General features: G+C 46.8%; 21 protein-coding genes and 1 tRNA gene. 9 read left to right on the top strand and 13 right to left on the bottom strand.

Features of this window, described 5'->3' with window-relative positions:
* Nucleotides 1-173: 173 nt before the first annotated feature.
* The 7 genes from QUB77_RS02345 to QUB77_RS02315 all read right to left on the bottom strand — a co-directional run bounded on the left by QUB77_RS02345 (nucleotide 174) and on the right by QUB77_RS02315 (nucleotide 6,857).
* Nucleotides 174-247, bottom strand: a tRNA-Val gene (locus QUB77_RS02345).
* 87 nt (nucleotides 248-334) lie between these two features.
* Entirely contained in the window at nucleotides 335-2,335 is a 2,001-nt protein-coding gene (locus QUB77_RS02340; protein ID WP_333173322.1) for a serine/threonine-protein kinase, read from the bottom strand.
* Between the two features lie 106 nt (nucleotides 2,336-2,441).
* Nucleotides 2,442-2,888, bottom strand: coding sequence for an SRPBCC family protein (locus QUB77_RS02335; RefSeq protein WP_333173320.1), 447 nt, complete (start codon nucleotides 2,886-2,888; stop codon nucleotides 2,442-2,444).
* Nucleotides 2,889-2,990: 102 nt separating this feature from the next.
* Complete coding sequence (gene zds / locus QUB77_RS02330) at nucleotides 2,991-4,427, bottom strand: 9,9'-di-cis-zeta-carotene desaturase (protein ID WP_333173427.1); 1,437 nt, start codon at nucleotides 4,425-4,427, stop codon at nucleotides 2,991-2,993.
* A gap of 60 nt (nucleotides 4,428-4,487) precedes the next feature.
* Nucleotides 4,488-4,859, bottom strand: coding sequence for a type II toxin-antitoxin system PemK/MazF family toxin (locus QUB77_RS02325; RefSeq protein ID WP_333173318.1), 372 nt, complete (start codon nucleotides 4,857-4,859; stop codon nucleotides 4,488-4,490).
* On the bottom strand, nucleotides 4,849-5,103 hold the full coding sequence (locus QUB77_RS02320; protein WP_333173316.1) for a hypothetical protein: 255 nt from the start codon (nucleotides 5,101-5,103) through the stop codon (nucleotides 4,849-4,851). The genes QUB77_RS02325 and QUB77_RS02320 overlap by 11 nt, the downstream gene beginning before the upstream one ends.
* Nucleotides 5,104-5,204: 101 nt before the next feature.
* Nucleotides 5,205-6,857, bottom strand: coding sequence for a DUF6930 domain-containing protein (locus QUB77_RS02315; RefSeq protein WP_333173313.1), 1,653 nt, complete (start codon nucleotides 6,855-6,857; stop codon nucleotides 5,205-5,207).
* A gap of 245 nt (nucleotides 6,858-7,102) precedes the next feature.
* On the opposite strand from QUB77_RS02315, the gene QUB77_RS02310 reads away from it, so the two are divergent.
* The 4 genes from QUB77_RS02310 to QUB77_RS02295 all read left to right on the top strand — a co-directional run bounded on the left by QUB77_RS02310 (nucleotide 7,103) and on the right by QUB77_RS02295 (nucleotide 8,718).
* Complete coding sequence (locus QUB77_RS02310; RefSeq protein ID WP_333173311.1) at nucleotides 7,103-7,456, top strand: iron-sulfur cluster assembly accessory protein; 354 nt, start codon at nucleotides 7,103-7,105, stop codon at nucleotides 7,454-7,456.
* A gap of 246 nt (nucleotides 7,457-7,702) precedes the next feature.
* Complete coding sequence (locus QUB77_RS02305; protein ID WP_006632681.1) at nucleotides 7,703-8,119, top strand: tetratricopeptide repeat protein; 417 nt, start codon at nucleotides 7,703-7,705, stop codon at nucleotides 8,117-8,119.
* Between the two features lie 196 nt (nucleotides 8,120-8,315).
* A complete protein-coding gene (locus QUB77_RS02300) occupies nucleotides 8,316-8,513 on the top strand; it encodes a hypothetical protein (protein WP_006632682.1) in 198 nt (65 codons plus the stop codon).
* A gap of 25 nt (nucleotides 8,514-8,538) precedes the next feature.
* Nucleotides 8,539-8,718: a hypothetical protein gene (locus QUB77_RS02295; protein ID WP_333322820.1), complete on the top strand. Its 180-nt coding sequence runs from the start codon at nucleotides 8,539-8,541 to the stop codon at nucleotides 8,716-8,718.
* Between the two features lie 78 nt (nucleotides 8,719-8,796).
* On the opposite strand, the gene QUB77_RS02290 is transcribed toward QUB77_RS02295, so the two are convergent.
* Nucleotides 8,797-10,428: a DUF3352 domain-containing protein gene (locus tag QUB77_RS02290; protein ID WP_333173308.1), complete on the bottom strand. Its 1,632-nt coding sequence runs from the start codon at nucleotides 10,426-10,428 to the stop codon at nucleotides 8,797-8,799.
* A 147-nt stretch (nucleotides 10,429-10,575) separates the two neighbouring features.
* On the opposite strand from QUB77_RS02290, the gene thyD reads away from it, so the two are divergent.
* Nucleotides 10,576-11,502 carry a thylakoid membrane protein ThyD gene (gene thyD / locus QUB77_RS02285; protein WP_333173305.1) on the top strand — a complete coding sequence of 309 codons (927 nt, stop codon included), beginning with the start codon at nucleotides 10,576-10,578 and terminating at the stop codon, nucleotides 11,500-11,502.
* A gap of 295 nt (nucleotides 11,503-11,797) precedes the next feature.
* Complete coding sequence (locus QUB77_RS02280; protein WP_333173303.1) at nucleotides 11,798-12,367, top strand: transposase; 570 nt, start codon at nucleotides 11,798-11,800, stop codon at nucleotides 12,365-12,367.
* A 151-nt stretch (nucleotides 12,368-12,518) separates the two neighbouring features.
* Here QUB77_RS02280 and QUB77_RS02275 read toward each other — a convergent pair whose 3' ends face one another.
* The gene (locus QUB77_RS02275; protein ID WP_333173425.1) at nucleotides 12,519-13,460 is read right to left on the bottom strand and encodes a glutathione S-transferase C-terminal domain-containing protein; all 942 of its coding nucleotides are present in this window, start codon (nucleotides 13,458-13,460) and stop codon (nucleotides 12,519-12,521) included.
* A 419-nt stretch (nucleotides 13,461-13,879) separates the two neighbouring features.
* Nucleotides 13,880-14,782, bottom strand: a complete 903-nt coding sequence (locus QUB77_RS02270; RefSeq protein WP_333173300.1) for a hypothetical protein — start codon at nucleotides 14,780-14,782, stop codon at nucleotides 13,880-13,882.
* A gap of 331 nt (nucleotides 14,783-15,113) precedes the next feature.
* On the opposite strand from QUB77_RS02270, the gene QUB77_RS02265 reads away from it, so the two are divergent.
* Both QUB77_RS02265 and QUB77_RS02260 read left to right on the top strand, forming a co-directional pair.
* Nucleotides 15,114-16,049 carry a class I SAM-dependent methyltransferase gene (locus QUB77_RS02265; protein ID WP_333173298.1) on the top strand — a complete coding sequence of 312 codons (936 nt, stop codon included), beginning with the start codon at nucleotides 15,114-15,116 and terminating at the stop codon, nucleotides 16,047-16,049.
* Nucleotides 16,050-16,356: 307 nt separating this feature from the next.
* The gene (locus tag QUB77_RS02260; RefSeq protein ID WP_333173295.1) at nucleotides 16,357-16,680 is read left to right on the top strand and encodes a hypothetical protein; all 324 of its coding nucleotides are present in this window, start codon (nucleotides 16,357-16,359) and stop codon (nucleotides 16,678-16,680) included.
* An 11-nt stretch (nucleotides 16,681-16,691) separates the two neighbouring features.
* On the opposite strand, the gene QUB77_RS02255 is transcribed toward QUB77_RS02260, so the two are convergent.
* Complete coding sequence (locus QUB77_RS02255) at nucleotides 16,692-17,903, bottom strand: transposase (RefSeq protein ID WP_333173292.1); 1,212 nt, start codon at nucleotides 17,901-17,903, stop codon at nucleotides 16,692-16,694.
* Between the two features lie 226 nt (nucleotides 17,904-18,129).
* Nucleotides 18,130-19,482 (bottom strand): cytochrome P450, encoded by a 1,353-nt coding sequence (locus QUB77_RS02250; protein WP_333173289.1) that lies wholly within the window; start codon nucleotides 19,480-19,482, stop codon nucleotides 18,130-18,132.
* 295 nt (nucleotides 19,483-19,777) lie between these two features.
* Between QUB77_RS02250 and QUB77_RS02245 the strand changes: the two genes are divergently transcribed.
* On the top strand, nucleotides 19,778-20,002 hold the full coding sequence (locus QUB77_RS02245; protein ID WP_333041786.1) for a DUF433 domain-containing protein: 225 nt from the start codon (nucleotides 19,778-19,780) through the stop codon (nucleotides 20,000-20,002).
* Nucleotides 20,003-20,337: 335 nt separating this feature from the next.
* Here QUB77_RS02245 and QUB77_RS02240 read toward each other — a convergent pair whose 3' ends face one another.
* Nucleotides 20,338-21,270 carry a methylated-DNA--[protein]-cysteine S-methyltransferase gene (locus tag QUB77_RS02240; protein WP_333173287.1) on the bottom strand — a complete coding sequence of 311 codons (933 nt, stop codon included), beginning with the start codon at nucleotides 21,268-21,270 and terminating at the stop codon, nucleotides 20,338-20,340.
* Between the last annotated feature and the right edge of the window lie 176 nt (nucleotides 21,271-21,446).

The raw sequence follows: 21,446 nt of genomic DNA, 5'->3' as shown, positions 1-21,446 counted from the left end.
GTGGGTTGAAAGGGCGGCGCAAAAAGTCGAGGGCAGACTTGGCTGATATGGAAGCAGTTTTGCAGATACTCAGCTACTTAGAAGAGTCGGACTGAGCGAAGGATGAGCGGAAAACAAAAATTTTGCTAGGGTGGCAAACCTAAAACTCTGGATTTATAAATCAGGGAAATTAATGGACACAACTGGACTCGAACCAGTGACCCCTACGATGTCAACGTAGTGCTCTAACCAACTGAGCTATGCGTCCTCACGAATTCCTAATGTAGCAGAACATTCGATCGCCTGTCAAGCATAAATATGAGAATTTTTTAAGCGGGCACTCTTGACATCGCCCCTAATGCCCAATCCCCCGCCAAATCTTCACAGTTCGATCGCCCGCACCGCTAGCCAAACTCCCCCCATCAGCACTAAACGCCACCGACAAAACCTCTCCCCCGTGGCCCGTCAGAATTTCCAGCAAACCCCCCGTGCCCGCATCCCACAAATAAATCGTGCCATCCCGACTCCCCGTCGCCAAAACCAGACCATCGGGACTCAACGCCACACACAAAACATCCCCAGAATTGTCCCTCATACTCCGCAACAGCGCCCCTCGCCCCTGTGCATCCACCCGCCACAGCTTCGCCGTACCATCCCGACTCCCCGTCGCCAAAATCAATCCTTCTCCTACTCCCCCCCTTACCAAGGGGGGGCTGGGGGAGTTCGGAGCAAAAACGATCGCCCGCACCCAATCCCCGTGCTCTGCCAGAGTACAAATCGATCGATTATTTTGCCAATCCCACAACTGCACAGTCTTGTCCCGACTCCCACTGGCCAAAAACTCCCCGCCAGCACTAAAAGCCACCGCCTCCACCCCGCCAGCGTGACCAGTCAAAGCCGACATCCGCCTTCCCTTATTCAAATTCCACAACTGCACAGTTTTGTCCCGACTGCCGCTAGCCAAAACCTGACCATCTCGACTAAACGCCACAGCAGAAACCCTGTCAGAATGACCAGCCAAAGCATACCACCACTTACCCTTATTCAAATCCCAAATATGAATCATTTTGTCCCGGCCGCCACTAGCCAAACTCGCGCCATCAGGACTAAACGCCACACAAGTCACCCAGTCAGAATGACCCGTCAGAGTGTACCACCGCTTACCCGAATCCAACTTCCACATCTCAATCGTCTTATCCTCACTGCCACTAGCTAAAGTCGCGCCATCAGGACTGAAAGCTACCGACGTAACAGCATTAGAATGCCCTACCAGAGTATGAACACACCTCCAAGTAGGCGCGCGTGCGGGTACAACCCGCTGCATCGGCGGCACAGGTATGATTGTGCCTGCAACCGTTGGCGGCACTGCATTCTGCACCGCCGGCGTTCTCTGCGGCACGGAAATTTTAGGCGGTGGTAGGGGCGGTGTCCCCGTGCCCGCCCCCGCCGACTGAGGCTGCAAATCTTTCAATACCTCAGCTACAGATTTGTAGCGCCGACTGAGACTTGATTCGATCATTTTGTCGAGGATGCGACTTAATTTCGGATCGATTGGAACTTTCAAAAAGTCTCGCCAAACCCAAGCATCTTGATTGAGATCGAACAAATCAAAAGGAGATATTTGAGTCAGCAAATAAATGCAAGTTACTCCCAAACTGTACAAATCGCTGGCATAAACCGCTTGACCTCTAATTTGTTCCGGCGCCACAAATTCTGGAGAACCGATGACTGTACCGGTTTCTCTCAAACCCTCCACAAGTTTTGCAGCGCCAAAATCAACTAAAACTAATTCCCCGGTTAAGGTGGGGTAAGTATAAATGATGGGAGTTTGAGAAAGGCGGCGGCGGATAATATTGGGCGGTTTAATATCTCGGTGAATTACACTGCGATCGTGCACAAACTGCAATACTGGCAATAAATCCTTCAGCAGACTGAGAATCTGACTTTCGCTAAAAGGCCCAGTCCGCGCCAACTCTTCCTGTAAATTCTGACCTTCTATAAATTCCTGTACCAAATACTGATAGCGTTCCTGCTGAAAGTGCGCCAGCAGTTCGGGAATTTGCGGATGTTTCCCCAACTCGTCCAGCCGCACCGCTTCTCGGTTGAATAATTCTGCTGCTTTTTCGCTGCTGCTGGTACCTTGGGATAGGGGGAAAAACTGTTTAATTGCACAGCGGGGTTTTGAGGGTTTGTCTTGGTCTATTGCTAAAAAAGTGCGACCAAAACCGCCGCGCCCCAGGGGTTTGATGGCGCGGTAACGCTCTCTCAGCAACAGTTTGGAGCCGCAATTCAGGCAGAATTGGGTACGATCGGCATTTTGCGGGTTTTGACAGGCGGGGTTTAGGCAGTAACTCATAACTGAACCGAGAAGGAATCAGCAGCACATCTTTATGATACTGAGGCCGGGGGGCGATCGACTCTCGCGTTACAATTAAAAACCAAACGACTTTAGTCCTCAGAATTTAAGATGTCGCTTTCACTTTCAGAGCATACTCTTTAAACCTTTCCAAGTCAGCCTGAATTGTCGATTCAACCACTCGGCCCAGAAATAGGTTATCCATCAATTTTCCCAGCCAGCCGGGAATTCCGTAAGCCACTGTCAGCTTGACGATACTGCTGTCTTTGCGATCGTAAAATCTTACGGCACCTCGATTTGGCAAACCGTCTACCGATTCCCACTGAATTATCTGATTCGGTACTACTTTGAGAATCCGAGAAAGCCAGCTAAATTCTAACCCGCCAGTTGCGAGTTTCCAGCGAGACAATTCTGGATCTTCTTCGAGAACATGAACAGATTCTATCCACTTCATCCAGCGCGGCATTTGCTCTAAATCTGACCAGAGTTGCCACGCTAATTCGATGGGAATTGCCACTTCTACTTGGACACTGTGTTCTAACCAATCAGTCATGCGATTTTAGATTTTAGATTTTAGATTTTAGATTGAAGAATTGTTTTTTTCTGGTTCCCCGGCAGATCCTGGGAACCAGAGAAAACGAGAGACGACTAATGACTAATGACTGTAAGCTTCGAGAATTGCCTTAGCCGCTTGATGGCCTGAAAGTGTCGCTCCTTCCATGCTATCAATGTAGTCTTGCTGAGTGTAACTTCCTGCTAGAAAGAAATTGGCGATCGGAGTTTTTTGAGCAGGGCGGAAAACATCCATTCCCGGTGCTTCGCGATACAAAGATTGAGCGAGCTTAACTACACTGTACCAAGTCATGTTTAATTCCCGCGCTGAGGGGAATAAATCCTGAACTTGTTTGAGTACGTGTTGGGCGATCGCCTCATTGCTTTGTTTAATAAACGGATCTCCCGGTGTCAGCACCAACTGCAGCAGCGAGCCTTGTCCTTCTTGATAATAATCCTTGGGACTTGTCAGCGCCAAATCTGCAAAACAAGAAAAATCTGCATCTGCTGAATATAGCAAATTATCGATTCCTACAGCATGACTCAACTGTTTGCGCTTGGCTTCGTCTTCCAGTTCCGTTACCCAACCGTCGAACCGCAATTGTACTGTAGCAACCGGCACCGCATCTAACTTATAAATGTTGTCAAATTCTGACCATTTGCGCCAAGCTGGGGGCAATATTTTCTGAATTCCCGGCACGTCGCAGGCGAAAACGTAAGCGTCTGCGGTAATATTTTCTTCTGTTTCGCCGTTAGCTACCACCAAGCCTGTCACGCGGGTTTTTTCGCCTTCTTCAAACTGAATTTCTCGGACTCTGCGCCGCGTGTAAATTTTTGCTCCTTTCTTTTCCAAATATTCCACAATTGGTTTGTGCAAATATTCGTTGGGAGAACCGGCCAGCATCCGCATGACAGAGGCTTCTGTTTTTGATGCAAAGAATTGAAATATTGTCAACATACACCGGGCAGAAATATTTTCAGTGTCGATAAAACCCAGTGCGTAGGCGATCGGATTCCACATTCTTTTGAGCGAGTTTTGGTTCCCACCTTGACTGCGGAACCAGTCAGCGAAGCTAATTTTATCCAAATCGCGGATAGTTTTCATTGCCCCGTCAAAGTCTATCAAACCTCGGACGATGGGGCTAGTTCCCAGGGCGATCGCATTTTGAATTTTGTCTTGTACGGATAGCTGAGATGTCGTGAAAAACGCCTTCAATCCGTGCAAAGGAGCACCCACTGGAAAGCGAAAATCTAAAGAACCAGTTTCGCCACCTCGATTGATAAAAGTGTGGACGTGTTCTTTGAGGAGCAAATCGTCAAACGCTCCCACTTTTTTCATCAGGGCAAATAAGTTATAATAACAGCCGAAGAAGACGTGCAAACCCATTTCAACGTGATTGCCGTCGGGATCTACCCAACTGCCGACTTTTCCGCCGACAAAGGGGCGGGATTCAAAAATTTCTACTTGGTGGCCGGCCTCCACTAAATCGACTGCTGTGGTCATTCCAGCTAGTCCCGCACCTGCGATCGCAACCCGCATTTTACCTATCCTTTCCAGTATTTTTACAGATTGTAACAAATTTTAGAATTTCCGAAACATTCAAAGTTCATAAATGCCGATCGACACTTGCATAGCCCTCTGAATTCTGACCAAAGACACAGCACTAATTTGACCGTAAGGGCCTTGTTCTAGAAATGTCTGTCGCAAAGCAGAAACGTTTTCACATACAGCTAGAGAATCAGCTTGCAATCCTCCCTCACCCGCAGGAATCAAGACGCGAGTAGGATTTTCTACTCCTGCAAGGTTACTGGTGAAAGGAACAACAATGACAGAATCCGTAAACTCGTTGCGGATATCGGGAGAAACCACAACTACAGGTCTTTTTTTGGTATCTCCTAACTGACGCAAAGCTCTTGAAAGGTAAATCTCACCTTGGCGAGGATAAGTGTTCGCTGTTGAGTTAGAGTCCATCGCTGCTCCATGTTTCTTCTATCTGTTCCTCTACCAAATTAAACCATTCTTTTTCATCCTCAATATCTTCTTGGCTGCGGTTTTGATAAAACTTCCGCAACTTATCTTCGATTTGCTTAGCGTACCAGAGACGGAGAGCTTGTTCGATCGCCTCCGTCCAATCATCAGTAAGCTGATCTATTTTCTCCGCGAATTCAGCATCAAGGGCGACTAACACTTCTCGCTTTTGAGTAGAATTTGACATAATCATTATCCTTAATAATTCACTAAGTAGGGTGCGCATTGCGCACCTTACATATTCCTTCTTCCTTCTTCCTTCTTCCTCCTTCCTTCTTCCTTCTTCCTTCAAAACATCGGCATCAACTGAAGTGGCCCAATTCCCAAGTCTTTAGCAGACACCCAACGCACCTCAAGCAAAGCGATCATATCCTTAAACTGAGGCTGACCGCGAGAAGCACCCATCAACCCTTTAGCAATAATCAAACCGCACCAACCGTTGGTTAATTTACAGCGGCGATCCCACTTCTTGCGGGCCTCCTGATGCACCGGATCGTCTTCATTAAACTCTCCAAACAAATACAGTTCACCATTTTTAGTTTGCAAAATACCCAAGTCGTATTGCTCATCCTGAAAAGGATTTTCGCCCGGATTAAAACCAATCCCCTTCACGCCTCCAGCTTCTTTCAAATCCTGAATCATAGTTTTTGCCTTCGGATGAGAAGTTTGGATCATCACCACCGGCAAACCATCTCCGGCGGTATTAATATCAATTTCTGCACCTTGGTGAAACTGCACACTTTGGCGCAGGAACTCTACCGTTTCCCAAGGTACGGCGCCGAGACTCAAAAATGAATTTTGCGGCACCAAATCGTCCCGCAGCAGTGGCTTGTCAAATTCATCATCATCGTCATCATCGTCATCATCGTCATCACCGAGCATCTGTAATAATTCGTCTGACACTTCGGGCATGGTCGAAACTTTAACGGATACTTGTTGAATTTCTCCGTCAGCCTGCGGAACTGGGATGCGGTAGCGGCTGCTAAGAGTGGGAAAAGTGTCTGATCCCAATTTCCGGCGACCGTTGCGGAAAAAGCGATGAAATGCTTCGAGAGCAACTAACATCGTGAGGGCTTCTTCTTCGTAAAGAATCGATCGCAATCCTTCTAAAGGATGTAGGTTGCCGAAATTTGGTTCAATTTCCGATGGAGGCAAATCTGCTAAATCAATTTCGTCCTCGTCGTCCTCATCAATATCTGCTGCACTTTCAAAGGTAAGAAACAAACAGTCTTGCCCTAAAAAAGCCTGTTCTAAATCTTCAAAAGATTCATCATTATTGACGACTCGTTCTCGAAACCGTTTCAAGGATTCTAGAGAACGGTAAAGTAAAACTCCGTAATCCATTCTGCCTTGCCCCAATACGGACACGTAGAGGCTGGCGACATCCCACTGATTGATTTCAATAGATATAATTTGGTGTTCGCTCAAAGTCCGCCACGGAGCGTCCTGCCAAATTTGAGCCGCTTTTTCCATTAAAACTTCAGCATACTGGGGGGGTAAGTCAGGAGGTCTGTTGATTGCGACCTCTTCCATGCCGCGAAATATTTCGTCAATTAAGGGCAATTCCGGCACGTAGTCAATGGAAATGCTTAAATCTTGAAGTACGCCCCGCAGATAAAATTGAATTTCTCGGTTTTTAACTACTATTTTTTGGGGGCGGACTGCGGGAGCCGGACTTTGGGGATGTTCCATTGCCCGTAGCAGGGCCCGGACGATCGCCTCTGGGCCGGCATCTGGGCCTACCATGTCCATAGCCCTCACGACGCCTTCAGAACCGTCCACCCAGAGAATGCACTCGCCACCAGCTTCGAGAACGTCATCGTCATCTAGCATCATGTGTGAGTCAGCATTAGATAAGGGTCGGCGATCGCCCTCCCACACGCTGGGAATTTGAGGTAAGTTTTGTAGCCGACGAAGAGTAGAGCGATTCAGCGCTGCCATAGAGTAAGCCCGTTGGGTGAAGCATTGTTGCGGTGCCGGTAGCCGGTCAACCGCTGCTTCTCAATCATAAACCCTATAGGGGGAGAGGACATCAAGCTGGGGAACTAGGCCCCACGGGAATTAAAAATTAGAAGGTAAAAATTCTGCCTTCACCATCTAACCCCATGCCTTCTGGCGAATGCCTGTACAATGGAGGCATAAGATTAAACTCTTAGCATTAGACAATCTCAGGAGTTCGGCACATTATGACTCAAGCCACTTCACAAAAGCGGGGAATTCAAATGACGGACTCTGCTGTCCGTCAAGTTTTAGCCCTGAGAGAAAAACAAGGTAAAGACCTCTGCTTGCGGGTAGGGGTGCGCCAGGGCGGATGCTCTGGAATGTCCTACGTGATGGATTTCGCAGATCCAAGCACTGTGAAATCCGACGATGAAGTGTTCGACTACGACGGTTTTCAGGTAGTTTGCGATCGCAAAAGCATTCTTTATCTCTACGGTTTGGTTCTCGACTTCAGCGATGCTATGATCGGGGGCGGCTTTAAGTTTACCAACCCCAACGCTACTCAAACTTGCGGTTGTGGCAGTTCTTTTTCAGCTTAAAGGGGAAAATTGCTTGGGGCACGGGCATGGGGCATCGGTAATTGGTCTGAAGCTAATTGCTCACCGTTCACCGACAATGGCGATCGACCATTAGCATCAGATTGGGTTCCTTTGTCCCGCACCCAATGCTTTCAAGCAATTATTGAATCCAAAATCCCAAATTGCAGAACCTCGGATTGACTTAGGAGTGTCCCGCACGGATGCTTTCAATCAATCTAAAATCTAAAATCCAAAATCTAAAATCGAATGACCCCTGAAGAATTGTTTAAAGACGGTTTCGATCGCTACCAAGCTGGCGAAGCCCCGGCTAATCTGATCCCCGTGTTTAAAGAAGTGTGCGAAAAAGCTCCCAAAAATGGCAATGCCTGGGCTAGCCTCGCGTGGCTCTACCTGTTGGAAAATAAACCTGCACCGGCTCAAAAGGCAGCGAAAACAGCCGTTAAATTGAACCCTCACGACCCCCAAGCTCGCATCAACCTAGCAGTAGCGATCCTGGATCTCAAAGATAAAGGAGTGCGCCCCCACGTAGAAGTGGCTCAGCAATTAGTGATGGCTTCCGAAGAGTTGCTAGACGAAGTTAAAAAAAATTTTGAAGAAGGATTAAAGAGAAAACCCGACTGGAAGAGTCTCGCCCGCGTTAAACAGTGGCTTCTGGAGCCGTAACCACGCAAACAAGTCGATTTTTGGGCGGGGATCGAAGAAATCGGTTTTGCGGTTTATTACGATATCGTAATAAATCAATAAATAACTTTATGGAAAACTCAGGAAGTCAGTGCTAGTATTTGAAGACTTAGACGATTGACAAACCCGCTCAGCGGTTTTCAGATTTTTCTACCATAATACTAGGAGTTGTAAAAACATGAGCACTGACAGCCACGTTAACATCAAACCAGCAACCCGCAACCACAAAGGTTTCTTTATTCAGCCAGCTTCTTACAAGTTGATGAGCATCGATAAATCCGGCTGGGCCTTGATTTGCATGGACAAAGCAGTTTGTCACTATGTAGATCCTGATGACTTGCAATTGCCGAATAAATCGGGAATGTCTGAAGGTTAATTCTGAAGTTTTGAGAGACTTTAAGATGCTTTATTTGAGTAGCTGCCCTCTGTGGAGGGCAGCATCTTTTTTTGGTCAGGAAAAACTCCGGCCACGCGCAGTGAATCGGGATTTATATCAATTCCGGTTGCACTCCTGCGGAATTGTTGACGGCGTTGACGGCGTTGACGGCGTTGACGGGCGGGTCGAAAAACTGAATGGTTGAGTGTTAACTGTTGACTCGATTTGATTATTCCGATGCAACCGGAAACGATATTAAGGGATAGAAGGATAGAAGGAAAAATTACCGGTTAGATTTGAAGGCAAAAAGCATCTCCAACTCAGCAGTTGTCGGTTTCGTAGAAGCTGTGGCTACGCTAACTCCTCGGAGAGAATTCAGCAATTCAGCGGCAGGCGGCGAAACTAAATTTGGCTGTACTGCGAGCAAATATTGGTTAGCCCAAGACATGGTTTTTTCCATATCTATGTAAAAGTAACCTTGGTTTGCCCGCGGTAAAGAAGTAGCGATCGCCTGAAAACTCGGACTGCTGCTTAGCGGTTGCGGTGGCGTCGAAGTAATCACATCAACTAAAGGCCCGCCGAAAGCTACAAACACAGAATTTTCATTCAGCCAACCGTGTCCGAATAAAGTTCCTTGCTGGGGTATTTGCCACTCCGTAACCTCTTTGCCCTCAACGGTTCTAGGGGCGACGCTGACTGTAGGATTGCTTTTGGCGATCGCATCGAGTTTTTTCAGAGTTGCTTCTGCAGCAGGGCGATCGCTGGTTTCAAAAATCATCGCCGCCCCCATCCCCAACTGAGACAGAATCCCTTGATTGGAACCGATCGCCCCGATCGCAAATTCCCCGTTCATCCAACCAAAAACCTCTCGATCCGCATCCAGATCCAACCGCTTAAAACTATCCCTCACCTGCTGAACTCCCCTGTCAACTTCCGGGCTATCTTTTGCCTCAGCGGTTGCTTGCGACCAAATTTTATCGATTCCCTTGCCGCCGACTAAAGCAATAGTTTCATCGGGAAATCTGGGCAACAATTTCGATGCGAATTGTGGATTTGGCTGCACGAATTTAGGGTCTAACTGAGCAATAGTTTTTACCCTCAATCCCTCACTATCTGCTCCAATTCCCGCTACCAAAGACTTAACTTGTTTGAACTGCGAAAACACTGTCCAAGGCAACTGGATATCTGCGGGCACATTAGCTTTCAATTGCTCAATAGCCACCGGATAGTGAGCAATATAAACAGTTGCGATCGGATTCTTGACACCAGCACTCTCTGCAAAAAACTTAGTTGTACTCTGCTGCGTAGCGAGGGAGGGTTCTCCTTTAAAAGTATCGATCGCCAATTCCACAGGCTTTTTCAAAGGAGCCATCACTAATTGGTCGTTCAGCAAAGCCACACTGTAGCGCTTGCCAGTTGGCTCTGCAATCTCAGAAATTTTAACTCCTTTATACTCGGTTTCTTGAGTAGTTGCACCGGGCTGAGATTTTAATTTATTAGCAAAATTCCAAGCGCTAATTTTATTTTTCACACTGACTACTACCAGCAGTTTTGGAGGCTCTGTATTCGTCGCAGCATCAGGGGGCAGCAAAGCAACCATCACCCCCCCCAGCCAAGGCTTTAAGTCCCTGTCAAAATCGATTTGAGTGCCTGCCAAGCTTTGTTCTTGAAAGCCCTGCAAACCCTGACCGATCAACTTTTGAGCTCCTGGCGTGCCAAATCGCTGTAACTGGGCCAACGCTTGGGGATTGGGGGAGATAAACGCGGCCATCATTGCTTCGTCGGGCACAACTTTGGCGCTGTCTTGAGGGTTGGATACTTGTTGGCTCAAACCCTGGAAGTAAAAGTAGACCGCAGCGCTACCTGCTGCGACGGTGGAGGCAGCAATTAGAAGCTTTGATTTTTTTGCTGGCATGGTTTGTGTTCCTCGCGTCCATATCAGTTTAATCAAAATACAGAAAGCTTGTGGGGAGGCGAGCGGGCCGACGCTCTAGTTTTGTATAATTCAAAACAAGTTTGGACGATCGTCTAAACTGCTAGAACTGTGCATTATTGGTAAAAGATGAAAGTAGCGATCGCTGGAGCAACGGGATTTGTAGGTAGCCGGCTGGTGGAGAAACTGCAAGCTGCGGGACATCAAGTGGTGGTTTTGAGCAGGGATGCGGCGAAGGCTGGCCGAGTTTTTCCCGCTTCAGCTTATCCAAATTTGGAAGTTGTCGCGTATACTCCAGCGGAGTCTGGTGATTGGCAAAAGTCGATCGCTGGCTGCGACGCTGTTGTCAATTTAGCAGGAGTGCCGATTGCAGAGGAAAGGTGGACGGAGGCGCGCCAGCAAGCGATTCTGGACAGTCGCAAACTGACGACGGCAAAATTGGTCGAGGCGATCGTCAATGCTAATCCTAGACCATCTGTGTTTGTTAGCGCATCGGCGATCGGCTATTACGGAACCAGCGAAACCGCTGAGTTTGACGAAACGAGCCCTGCGGGAAACGATTTTTTAGCTGCAGTTTGCAAAGACTGGGAAGCAGCCGCCCAACCTGCCAAAAATGCGGGAACGCGGCTAGCAATTTTGCGGCTGGGGATAGTTTTGGGAATGGGAGGCGCGCTGGCAAAAATGCTGCCACCTTTTAAACTATTTGCAGGCGGCCCCCTCGGCACTGGGAAACAGTGGTTTTCTTGGATTCATCGCGAGGATGTGGTTGATTTAATTCTGTACGCTTTGCAAAATCCGCAAGTTGAAGGTGTTTTGAATGCGACAGCACCGAATCCGGTGCGGATGAATGAATTGTGTCAAACTTTAGGGGAAGTTTTAAAGCGACCTTCTTGGTTGCCGGTGCCAGGTTTTGCATTAGAAATGCTGTTGGGAGACGGGGCAAAACTTGTTTTGGAAGGGCAGAAAGTGTTGCCTAAACAAACTTTAGCTAGTGGTTTTCAATATCAATACCCGACGCTGAAATTAGCACTCGAAGAGATTTTATCGGGAAGTTAGAAGTCGAATCTTCGTTGTCCAAGAAACCGGGTTTCTGCGATAATTCTGGCATCCTCACGCCGGATTTTTCTGAGTCCCTGCCAACCATCCAAGAAACCGGGTTTCTGCGATTATTTTGGCATGATAACGCCCGATTTGTTAAGAAACCCGGTTTCTGAGCCCCACGCGATCGCCCCTCAGCCTCAGCCAAGAAACCGGGTTTCTGCGATTATTTTGGCATCTTCGCCGAAGATTTGGGCAAGAAACCCGGTTTCTGAGCCCTCCCCTTCCGCTAGCCACTCACCTATCCTCTGATATGCCACGTCGCCAAATTATCTTCCAAGCGGGTAATTACTACCATGTTTATAACCGAGGTAATAACCGTCAGCTTATCTTTTTTGAGCGAGAAAACTATATTTATTTTTTACGTCAATTAATAAACCATCTGATTACTCATGGTGTCGATATTATTGCTTATTGTTTGATGCCGAACGACTATCATTTATTAGTTTACCTGCAAACGAATGATTTTTCCAAGCTGATGCAGTCATTTACTCTGTCTTATGCTAAGGCTATCAATAAACGCTATCAAAGAGTGGGTTCACTGTTTCAGGGAAGGTTTCAGGCGATTCATGTAGAGAGAGAAGACTATTTATTAAACCTCACTCGCTATATTCATTTAAATCTAGTCTGTGCTAATATAGTTGAAAAAGCCGACGATGGGGAGTTTTCCAGCTATCAAGAATATATTGATTTGCGCCAAGGGAGTTTACCTAAAATAGATGGAATGCGATCGCAATTTCACTCAGCAGATGCTTATCGTTTATTTTTAAAATATCATTCCAAAAGCGATAAATTAATCCAGTATTTAACCTTTGAAGAATAAAAGGTTGAAGAAACCGGGTTTCTGCGATAATTCTGGTATCCTCACGCCCGATTAAGTGAAGAAACCCGGTTTCTGATTCCCTGCGCGATCGCCCAACCATCCAAGAAACCGGGTTTCTGCGATAATTCTGGCATCTTCACGCCGGATTTTGTTAAGAAACCCGGTTTCTGAGCCCTGCGCGATGGTGAGCTTTGAGTAAACTCGCCGGATCGGGCCCAGCGGGGATAATGCAGCCGGGATTCAGCGGGAACAAATTGCCGTAATAATCGCGTTTCACAGCCTCCAAATCGCAAGTGCCAGCAACTCCCGGTAACTGGTACAAATCGCGCAGATAAGCTCCCAAATGCTCGTAATCCTGAATGCGGCGCACATTGCATTTGAACAAGCTGTAATAAACAGCATCAAAACGGAATAGAGTAGTAAAAAGCCGCACGTCTGCTAAAGTCACCCGATCGCCACAAAGGTAGCGACTCCTCAAGAGCGAGCGATCGATCTCGTCTAAAACAGCAAACAATTCACTGCAAGCCGAGTCATAAGCAGCTTGAGATTGCGCGAAACCGCAGCGATAAACGCCGTTATTCACCGATTGGTAAATCTTCTCATTCCACTCGTCAATTTGTTCTCGCAAATCCAGAGGATAAAGATCCATTTGAGGATTATTAGCAAACTCGTTAAACTCCGAGTTTAGCATCACAATAATTTCCGAACTCTCGTTATTGACGATCGTCTTTTTCGACTCATCCCACAGCACCGGCACCGTACACCGCCCCTGATAGCCCGGTAAAGCCAACTGGTAAAGTTCCGGCATCGTGTTGCAGCCAAAAGTCTCCGACTCCATCACCCACATTCCCCCTTCAGAGGGATAGACAATCGACACCGATATCGCATCTTCCAGCCCTTTGAGCGCTCTCGTCACCAGAGTGCGGTGCGCCCAAGGGCACCCTTTACCCACGAAGAGGCGATAGCGTCCCGCAGCGGGCCCGTGAGGGTTGTCTGGTGCAGTGCTGACAAAGTTGCGGAAACTGCTGCTGGGGCGAATGTATGCTCCGGTGCGATCGGGCGGCGCTAGTTTTGACATCATTAATTGCCACATTGATGTCCAGACAAATTTCCCTAGCTTGACTGTTACGGATGAAGGAAGCGATTTGTTTTTCACAAGGCGATTAAAAGAGGTTTGCTAAACATAATCTGCTTATTTTAACTCACAGCCGAAGCAAGAAGGAAGAAGGAAGAAGGAAGAAGGCAAAGTAAGCAATGGTTTCAGCAATTAATAATGCACTCCCGCCTTCCGGGCGGGCTAGGAGCAACGGCCCACAATAAATTTAATTTTTGTAGAACAGGCAAGATGCCTGTTTTTTAAAATGATGAGCGACGAGGTTTGTTCCCTTTATATCTTGGATCATTTGCAATAATGCCCTTCAGGGCGGGCTAGAAGCCCACCCCCCAATAAAATTTAATTTTTGTGGAACAGGCCGGAAAGCCTGTTCTTGAGAATGATGATCGACGACTTTTCTAGAATCTGCCAGAGGCTATTTCAGCATAAGCTCGATCGATCAATCGGCGAGCAACCGTCTGAATACCCGTATGTTCGTAATAATTAGTACTCATGTCTAAAAACGCCGCCACATAATCCAATTTGTCATCGGCAACATCAATGTATTGCTTGAGATTGCCCATAACTAGGGCGGGAGTTAAGCCGCGAGACTGTACTAAATTGTTCATCCAACCTTGCGCTGAGGCAAAAGTTGCTGTCACAAATCCGAACTTTTGTGAATTATTTGCGCCCGGAATTAGGTTGCTGATATTTTGGAACGTTGAGTTTTGCTGCAAGGTTGAAGGATTCAATCCGCCTAGGGTATTTTGTGCTACTCTAATGAAGTCCGGGCCAAGGGGAATTAAACCGTCAGCACACACTAAAGCAGCCATCCGCATCACAGATTCGCTTTTGTAATTTGATAAATAATTACCAAAGCTTCCTACATTGTCAAGGGAAATATTGTTAAGTTGGCAGAAGGCAATTAGCTCGATCGCCACTTTGATGCACAAGTCGATCGTTTGAGTTGTGTCAGCTTTGGGAGTGAGGCGGTTGAGAAAGGAAAGAAAGCCGATGTTTTCGCCGATTTTATTCGCCATAGCCGTTGCACCTAACGCACTGTCGGCGCTGTCTGCTAACTGGTAAAGCCTGACTACGCCTTGATATGGCTCGTTGGGGTTGGCGTAAAGCTCGATCGCGCGATCGCGAATTTTCCCAACTAATTTGCGCTTTGTTTCCCCTGTAACCGCTTCAATAGTATTATCAAAACCCGTTAGATTGTTCCACTCGCCCGGAACCACAAAATCGAGAGATTTTAACATCTTCACAGTGACGCCACCCGACGGCAAATTGTCAACCAATTCCACAATAGATTTGCTCATCACCAACTCCTGAATAGCCCGATTTAAAGTGTTCTTCCAAATACTCCAACTTCGGCAAATCCGATTCCCGATTGCGGGTAAATTCCCCAGAACGAAGTAGGTAGGCGCAAATAAATATTACACGACTAGAGCCAGTTTTACAATCCTCCGATCTTTTCTTTCTTCTCGCTCCTCTGCGTTCTCTGCGCCCTCTGCGGTTCATAAAAAAAATCTTTTTCACCAAACATTTGCATTTCACTCGCCGGCACCAAGTTAAGTTTCATTATATTGACCACCTCCAAATCGCCCAAACGTGTTAAAATAGAGGGCGCAAAATAGAAAAACCTAAAAGATGACTGTTGCAATTAACAAAAGTCCCGGAGTAGCCTCGCGTTTAGTAAATGGCGTCCTTTCCATCAAACCTTTAGCTAATCTAGCCAAGCACCAAGCGCGGGAAATGATGATGAAAAGAGCCGAAAAAATCGGAGTGCATTGGCGACAAGAAGTCCAAGCACTTTTGTCCCGGAATTGGGATGCAGAATTGCTCAGCGTCCAAAATCCCGATCTGGTTTACCCGAAATATTATCTAACTTCATTTCACGCTTATGAAAAAGGTAATATGAGCTGGGAAGCTGCTACAGAATTTGAAGTTGCCGCCCGTACAGTTCATGCGGGAATTTGGCCGGAAGCAGGTGCAGAAGGCGATGCTAAACTCCGCGCCAGCTATCACGAAGTCATCAAATCTCAAATTGCTTCTTCACCGCAGGATATTGTTGATTTGGGATGCAGTGTGGGAATGAGTACCTTTGCTCTTGGGGAGGTTTACCCGGAAGCGAAGATGACTGGGGTGGAGTTGTCGCCTTATTTTTTAGCAGTTGCTAAATACCGTTCGCAACAGCGAGAATCTGAATTTTCCAATCAAAAGTCTCCGACTTGGGTTCACGCTGCTGCTGAATCTACTGGTTTACCGGCGGCGGCTTTTGATTTAGTTTCTATGTGTTTAGTTTGTCACGAATTGCCGCAGAAAGCTACTAGAGAAATATTCCGGGAAGCTAGGCGTTTGCTGCGTGTTGGCGGACATTTGACAATTATGGATATGAATCCTCAGTCGGAAGTTTATGCCAAAATGCCTCCTTATATTTTGACTTTGCTCAAGAGTACGGAGCCTTATTTGGATCAGTATTTTGGGTTGGATATGGAGCAAGCTTTAGTTGATTCTGGTTTTGCCCAGCCGACAATTACTTGCAATACAGTCCGACACCGCACTATTGTTGCTGAGGCAATGTAGCGCTTTTCAGTATAGTGCACTACAGAAGATATCGGGTAGGACACGGCACTGCCGTGTCTAAAGCTGTCTTTATTTAATTCGATTGAAAACTGCTATAAATAGTAAAGTTGCATCGATATTATTCAGTTCTTGGGGTGGTGCATGAGTGTAAATAGTCTAATCTGTGGATTTTAAAATTTCTGCGCTCGCGCCCCCTACGGATAAATAATTCCCATGCACACCGGATTTGATATTAGACCGACGTAGGAACTATTAACAGCGCCATTTGTTACTGATTTTGATCAAACCCTAACTAAAGGACATCATCATGAACTTGACAGCCCCCTCTCAAAAGGTCATTGATTGTTTGCAGGTTATCTTGGAGGCCACGGCATCGAAAAATTACGAGCTTTTTACAACAGTGGGCGATGCAGGCTACAAAGCGAGCATTACACAAAAAATGTTTGACGATGTTAGCGAGCAACTCGCTTCCCGCCTGGAAAAGGGATACTCAATTAATTATTTTGGTGAGCTAAAACAAGGTAATTGTCAGATTTATTTGTGGAAGCTGAGTTTTGAAAATGGTGGAGATGAATTTGTGGTACACATGACGATGAATGGAGACAAAGTTGCTGGGATTTTCATCGATTGACACTCCCGGGCCTAAAGCCGAGGGGATTCTTGATTCGCAGAATCGACTTGCCGATGCAGAATTACTTCAACATCGGTAGCGGTCAACTCTCCACAAGCGTTCGGATCTGAGATCCAAGTTCCGACGTGCCCCGCCGTACTCAATCCCCGACTTAGGATTACTTTAGCTGCGTTGCGATCGCGATCTAATACACATCCACACCGACAAGCGTGAGTTCGCATTGATAGACTTTTCTTAACAATGGTTCCGCAGCTAGAGCATTCTTGACTCGTCCCGTGGGCTGGTACGGCAATTGTAATTCTTCCGAATACTTTACCAAAATATTCCATCCACACTCGAAACATATACCAAGATGCGTCGTTAATCGATTTAGCTAAGCAGTGATTCTTCACCATGTTTTTGATCCTCAAATCTTCATAGACTACACAGTCGTTTGACTGGATGACGCATCTTGCTAACTTCACGGCAAAATCTTTACGCTGTCTACTTATTTTGAGGTGGCGTTTCCCTATAATTACCCTAGCTTTTTTTCTATTTTCTGAACCCTTGACTCGCTTTGAAAGGCGCCTTTGGGCTTTCTTTAGTCGGCGCTCTCCTTTGCCCAGAAAACGCGGATTTTCGACTGTAACACCTAAGGAGTCTGTGTAGAACTCTTTGAGCCCCACGTCTAATCCAATAGAATTACCTGTAACTTCAATCTTCTCGGAACGGTCAACTTGAACGCAAAACTGGATGTAGTATCCATCGGCTCGTTTGACTAAGCGCACTCGCTTAATTTGACTAAGCTGATAGAAATGTAAGTCTCGCGTTCCTTTCAGCTTGAGTTTTCCGATGCCTTTTTTATCGGTAAAAGTGATAGATTTTCGGTCAGTTGCCATCCGCCACCCGGTCGTTTTATATTCGACCGACCGATTGTCTTTCTGAAACTGCGGAAAACCCTTTTTTCCTGGGATTTTCTTTTTACAGTTGTCGTAGAATCGGGCGATTGCCGACCACGCTCTTTCTGCGCTTGATTGTCGAGCCATGCTGTTGAGTTCATCGCAAAACGTCCATTCTTTAGCTAAAACAGCACTGTACTTATTTAAGTCATACTTGTTGACTTTTTGGTTTTCCATCCAAAAGCGCAATGCTTTGTTACGGATGAACTGCACTGTTCTAATTGCTTCATCTACAGCATCGAATTGCTGCTTTTTTCCGTATGCTTTGAATTCAAAAACTAGCATGACTTCGACCTCATCACGATATTCTTATGCTAACAGCACTAGCTTAATATCATCAAAGTGTTTACAAGACTTTACAGAGTTGTATCCTAAGTTGCAATCCTAAGATCTAATGAAAGATACTGGGAGGCTAAAGCCTCCTTCTCCCTTTCATCCCCGGACTAAAGTCAGGGGGTTTTCATGTTCGATTTCTATAACATATCTTGCTTGACACGGCTTTTCAATGAATCTAACGCCGATCGCCCACAACCTTTAATCGAAACCGATCGGGCGGCACAAAGGTGATTCCCCGGCGCGCCGGACGAATTGGCAGATCGAGATTCGATACAAACTCACGCGAAGACAGCACCGTTGCTAAAACCAGCTTCATTTCAAACATCGATAACGCCATCCCGATGCAGCTTCGACTCCCGCCTCCAAACGGTAAAAATTCAGAGGCGGAAAACTTGCGTTCTAAAAAGCGATCGGGATTGAATTGAGCGGGATTTTCGTAGGTTTCAGGGCGACGGTGCGCCAAATAGACACAGGGGATTAAAATCGTTCCCGGTTGATATGTATAGCCTTCGAGTTCGATCGTCCGTTTCACCTTGCGCGGCTGCGAAATTAAGGCAATTGGATAAACGCGCAGCGCTTCCTTGCAGACTGCTGTTAAGTAGGGCGACTGCGAAAGCGCGATCGGATCGGGATTCTCGCCTAATTCATCCAATTCCTTCCGCAACCTAGCAAGGCATTCGGGAAACTGATGCAGCCAGTAAAACGCCCAAGTCAACGCCGATCCAGTCGTTTCATGTCCCAACAACAACAGCGTCATCAACTGATCGCGCAATTCTCGATCGCCGAGGGATTCGCCCGTGTCGTCGCGGGCCATCATCAACACTGACAGAATATCCGTGCGAGACGAATCGAGAGAATGCGATCGCCTCTCGGCAATTTCCGCATAAATCAGCGAGTCAATCTGCGCCATCTGCTGCAAAAACTGCCCCCACGGGCTCCAAGGTCCCAAATTTTGCTGCAACGGTTCAAAGAAAAATTGCATGGAGTAGAGTTCAGAGGTAATCGCCTCTAAAAGCTTGCTGAGCAAGTATTTCAGGCGTTCGTAGCGCTCTCCCGGCACTAATCCAAACACGACTTGCAAGATTACTTGCAGCGAAATTTCTGACATTTCTTCGCGCACTGCGATCGCATCTGGGGCTTTCCAGTCGATCGTCTGCTTTTTCGTCAAATCAACAATCAAATGCCCTTGACTGTGCAACTGTTCCCGATGGAGGGCGGGCATTAATAGCTGTCGCTGTCGCAGATGTCGCGGCCCTTCATTCATAATTAGGGATTCATTTCCCACCAGCGGGCGAAATATGTTGGTCACTTTGCCAAACTCAAAGGCATCGGCTAAGGTCGTAAACACCGCCTGAATCGCTTCTGGACTGCCCAGAAACACCACGGGGGGCGAAGCGGGCCCCAACACGCGGGCGGTAAATGTATCGCCGTATTTGGCAGAATAGCGATCGAAAAATGCGATCGGGTCAGCTACCAGCGAAAGCGTTTGGAACAAAGCAGGAGAACGAGATCCGGTAGGCAGCGTCATTGAAAAACTGGCGATACACAATGTTTCTAGTGTATTTTGACATATTGCGAATTCCTCGATCGACCTTGCACCCTGAAATTTATCTGCGATCGATTGCGAAGGCCAGTAGCAAAAATAGTAATGCTATCGGGATCGATCGCAGATTGTATGGCTAGCTTCCCAGCCTAAACTGCTAACAGTTGTAGGTTTAGATGAAATGGATGCTAGCGCTCCTTTGGGCATTCTGCTCAGGAAAATTAAATGACTTTGGGATACAATTGTTGTAAAAGCTGGTAGCCAGTTGGCTAAATTTGTTATGACATTAACATCCCGTGTTGTTCATAGCGACCCCGATATTCTGGGGGGAACCCCTGTTTTTGTTGGGACTCGTGTACCAATGAGAACCCTACTTGATTATCTTAAGGCTGGTGATTCATTAGAGGTATTTCTAGACCATTTCCCTAGTGTTAGTCGGGAACAGACAATTGCAGCTCTTGAATTAGCCAAGGAAATGCTGACAGCCTATGCGAATCCTGCTTGATGAATGTGCCCCACGACCTTTAAAGCGTGAACTTGCTGATTACGAGATACGCACAGTTGTTGAGATGGGATGGTCAATCGATTTTAGATTTTAGATTTTAGATTTTAGATTAAAGAATTGAAGCATTGACCCCACGGATAAATTCGGGGGGCAAGTTTCATCGGATACAGGTTTTTTATTTCCCCGGTCCTGAGTCTGCTTTCGGAATGAATCCGGGGGCTTGTATCCTGGATGCTTTCGGTCGGGAAAAAAGAACGGTGATTGAAGTCGGAGGTTATTAAAAGTTCTCTAGGCTACGCAGCACAATAACGCCCATGCACCCGATCGCACAGAGGTTATGTGTTGGTAGCGGAGGTAGTCTGCGGCGGGTGATTGACACCGTTAGATCGCTCTATTCCTGCGAGGGTGGTTCCGCAGATTGTACGGCTAGCTTCCCAACCTAACATGACTGTTTTACGCTCTACTCCCCAGCCAAAGCCGCCGAGTTCCCCAGATTCTCGAATGACTCGGTGACAGGGAATTAGATAGCCGATCGCATTTTTACCGATCGCATTTCCTACAGCTCTAGCAGCAGTTGGGCGTGCTACCATTTGAGCTATAGTTTGATAGGTGGCGATCGCACCAAATGGCAATTTCAAAAGTGCTCGCCAAACTTGAATCTGAAAGTTAGTGCCTTTTACCAAGAGCGTTAGTGGTTTTTGCTCGCTGAGAGTTTCTGAATTGAAAATCAGGTCACGCAATGATTGAGTGGTTTGCTCATCGCGGATAATTTCAGCATTTTTCCAGGCCAATCGCAGTCTTTGTGCGGCGGTTTCTTCGTCTGTTGTATCCAAGAAATAAAGATTACAAATACCGCGGGTAGTTGTCGCGATTAGAGATGTGCCAAACGGGGTATCATGAATGCCATAGCGAATTTGCAAACCTGCTCCGCCTGCTTTGAACTCCCCTGGTGACATTGCCTCTAAGTTCACAAATAAATCGTGCAATCGTCCGGGGCTCGATAGTCTCACGTCCAATGTTAGGTCGAGAAGGCTTTTAGTCTGAGTGATTTTTGACTTGGCATATTCAACTGTCAGATATTGCAAAAACCGCTTGGGGCTAATGCCGGCCCATTGAGTAAATAGCCGTTGAAAATGATATTCACTCAGTCCTATGTGCTGGGCCACAGTTGCCAGATTCGGCTGGTTTAGGTGGTGTTGTCGCATAAAGGCGATCGCCCGAGCAATCCGGTGATAATCTTCGCTAGCATAGACACTCGCATTCTGCATCGAAATCATCTAGTGTAAGTCAAAGGAATTTTGATGTTTCCTCACTTTAGCCATAGAGTAGGCTCAAAGCCACCCGTTTCTTGCGGTGAATGCAATCAGTCGATTTTAGATTTTAGATTTTAGATTTTAGATTGAAGAGATTGAAGAGATTGAAGAGATTGAAGAGATTGAAGAAA

It is taken from the genome of Microcoleus sp. AT9b-C3 (assembly GCF_036705485.1).
GTDB lineage: Bacteria > Cyanobacteriota > Cyanobacteriia > Cyanobacteriales > Microcoleaceae > Microcoleus.
Note: the sequence above shows the minus strand (reverse complement) of the source record. Positions and strands in the feature narration are given on the sequence as shown.

What these genes read in the sequence shown, in the direction of transcription:
- QUB77_RS02340 (WP_333173322.1), bottom strand. Translation starts at nt 2,335, where the DNA reads ATGAGTTACTGCCTAAACCCCGCCTGTCAAAACCCGCAAAATGCCGAT.
- QUB77_RS02335 (WP_333173320.1), bottom strand. Translation starts at nt 2,888, where the DNA reads ATGACTGATTGGTTAGAACACAGTGTCCAAGTAGAAGTGGCAATTCCC.
- zds (WP_333173427.1), bottom strand. Translation starts at nt 4,427, where the DNA reads ATGCGGGTTGCGATCGCAGGTGCGGGACTAGCTGGAATGACCACAGCA.
- QUB77_RS02325 (WP_333173318.1), bottom strand. Translation starts at nt 4,859, where the DNA reads ATGGACTCTAACTCAACAGCGAACACTTATCCTCGCCAAGGTGAGATT.
- QUB77_RS02320 (WP_333173316.1), bottom strand. Translation starts at nt 5,103, where the DNA reads ATGTCAAATTCTACTCAAAAGCGAGAAGTGTTAGTCGCCCTTGATGCT.
- QUB77_RS02315 (WP_333173313.1), bottom strand. Translation starts at nt 6,857, where the DNA reads ATGGCAGCGCTGAATCGCTCTACTCTTCGTCGGCTACAAAACTTACCT.
- QUB77_RS02310 (WP_333173311.1), top strand. Translation starts at nt 7,103, where the DNA reads ATGACTCAAGCCACTTCACAAAAGCGGGGAATTCAAATGACGGACTCT.
- QUB77_RS02305 (WP_006632681.1), top strand. Translation starts at nt 7,703, where the DNA reads ATGACCCCTGAAGAATTGTTTAAAGACGGTTTCGATCGCTACCAAGCT.
- QUB77_RS02300 (WP_006632682.1), top strand. Translation starts at nt 8,316, where the DNA reads ATGAGCACTGACAGCCACGTTAACATCAAACCAGCAACCCGCAACCAC.
- QUB77_RS02295 (WP_333322820.1), top strand. Translation starts at nt 8,539, where the DNA reads ATGCTTTATTTGAGTAGCTGCCCTCTGTGGAGGGCAGCATCTTTTTTT.
- QUB77_RS02290 (WP_333173308.1), bottom strand. Translation starts at nt 10,428, where the DNA reads ATGCCAGCAAAAAAATCAAAGCTTCTAATTGCTGCCTCCACCGTCGCA.
- thyD (WP_333173305.1), top strand. Translation starts at nt 10,576, where the DNA reads ATGAAAGTAGCGATCGCTGGAGCAACGGGATTTGTAGGTAGCCGGCTG.
- QUB77_RS02280 (WP_333173303.1), top strand. Translation starts at nt 11,798, where the DNA reads ATGCCACGTCGCCAAATTATCTTCCAAGCGGGTAATTACTACCATGTT.
- QUB77_RS02275 (WP_333173425.1), bottom strand. Translation starts at nt 13,460, where the DNA reads ATGTGGCAATTAATGATGTCAAAACTAGCGCCGCCCGATCGCACCGGA.
- QUB77_RS02270 (WP_333173300.1), bottom strand. Translation starts at nt 14,782, where the DNA reads ATGAGCAAATCTATTGTGGAATTGGTTGACAATTTGCCGTCGGGTGGC.
- QUB77_RS02265 (WP_333173298.1), top strand. Translation starts at nt 15,114, where the DNA reads ATGACTGTTGCAATTAACAAAAGTCCCGGAGTAGCCTCGCGTTTAGTA.
- QUB77_RS02260 (WP_333173295.1), top strand. Translation starts at nt 16,357, where the DNA reads ATGAACTTGACAGCCCCCTCTCAAAAGGTCATTGATTGTTTGCAGGTT.
- QUB77_RS02255 (WP_333173292.1), bottom strand. Translation starts at nt 17,903, where the DNA reads ATGCTAGTTTTTGAATTCAAAGCATACGGAAAAAAGCAGCAATTCGAT.
- QUB77_RS02250 (WP_333173289.1), bottom strand. Translation starts at nt 19,482, where the DNA reads ATGACGCTGCCTACCGGATCTCGTTCTCCTGCTTTGTTCCAAACGCTT.
- QUB77_RS02245 (WP_333041786.1), top strand. Translation starts at nt 19,778, where the DNA reads ATGACATTAACATCCCGTGTTGTTCATAGCGACCCCGATATTCTGGGG.
- QUB77_RS02240 (WP_333173287.1), bottom strand. Translation starts at nt 21,270, where the DNA reads ATGCAGAATGCGAGTGTCTATGCTAGCGAAGATTATCACCGGATTGCT.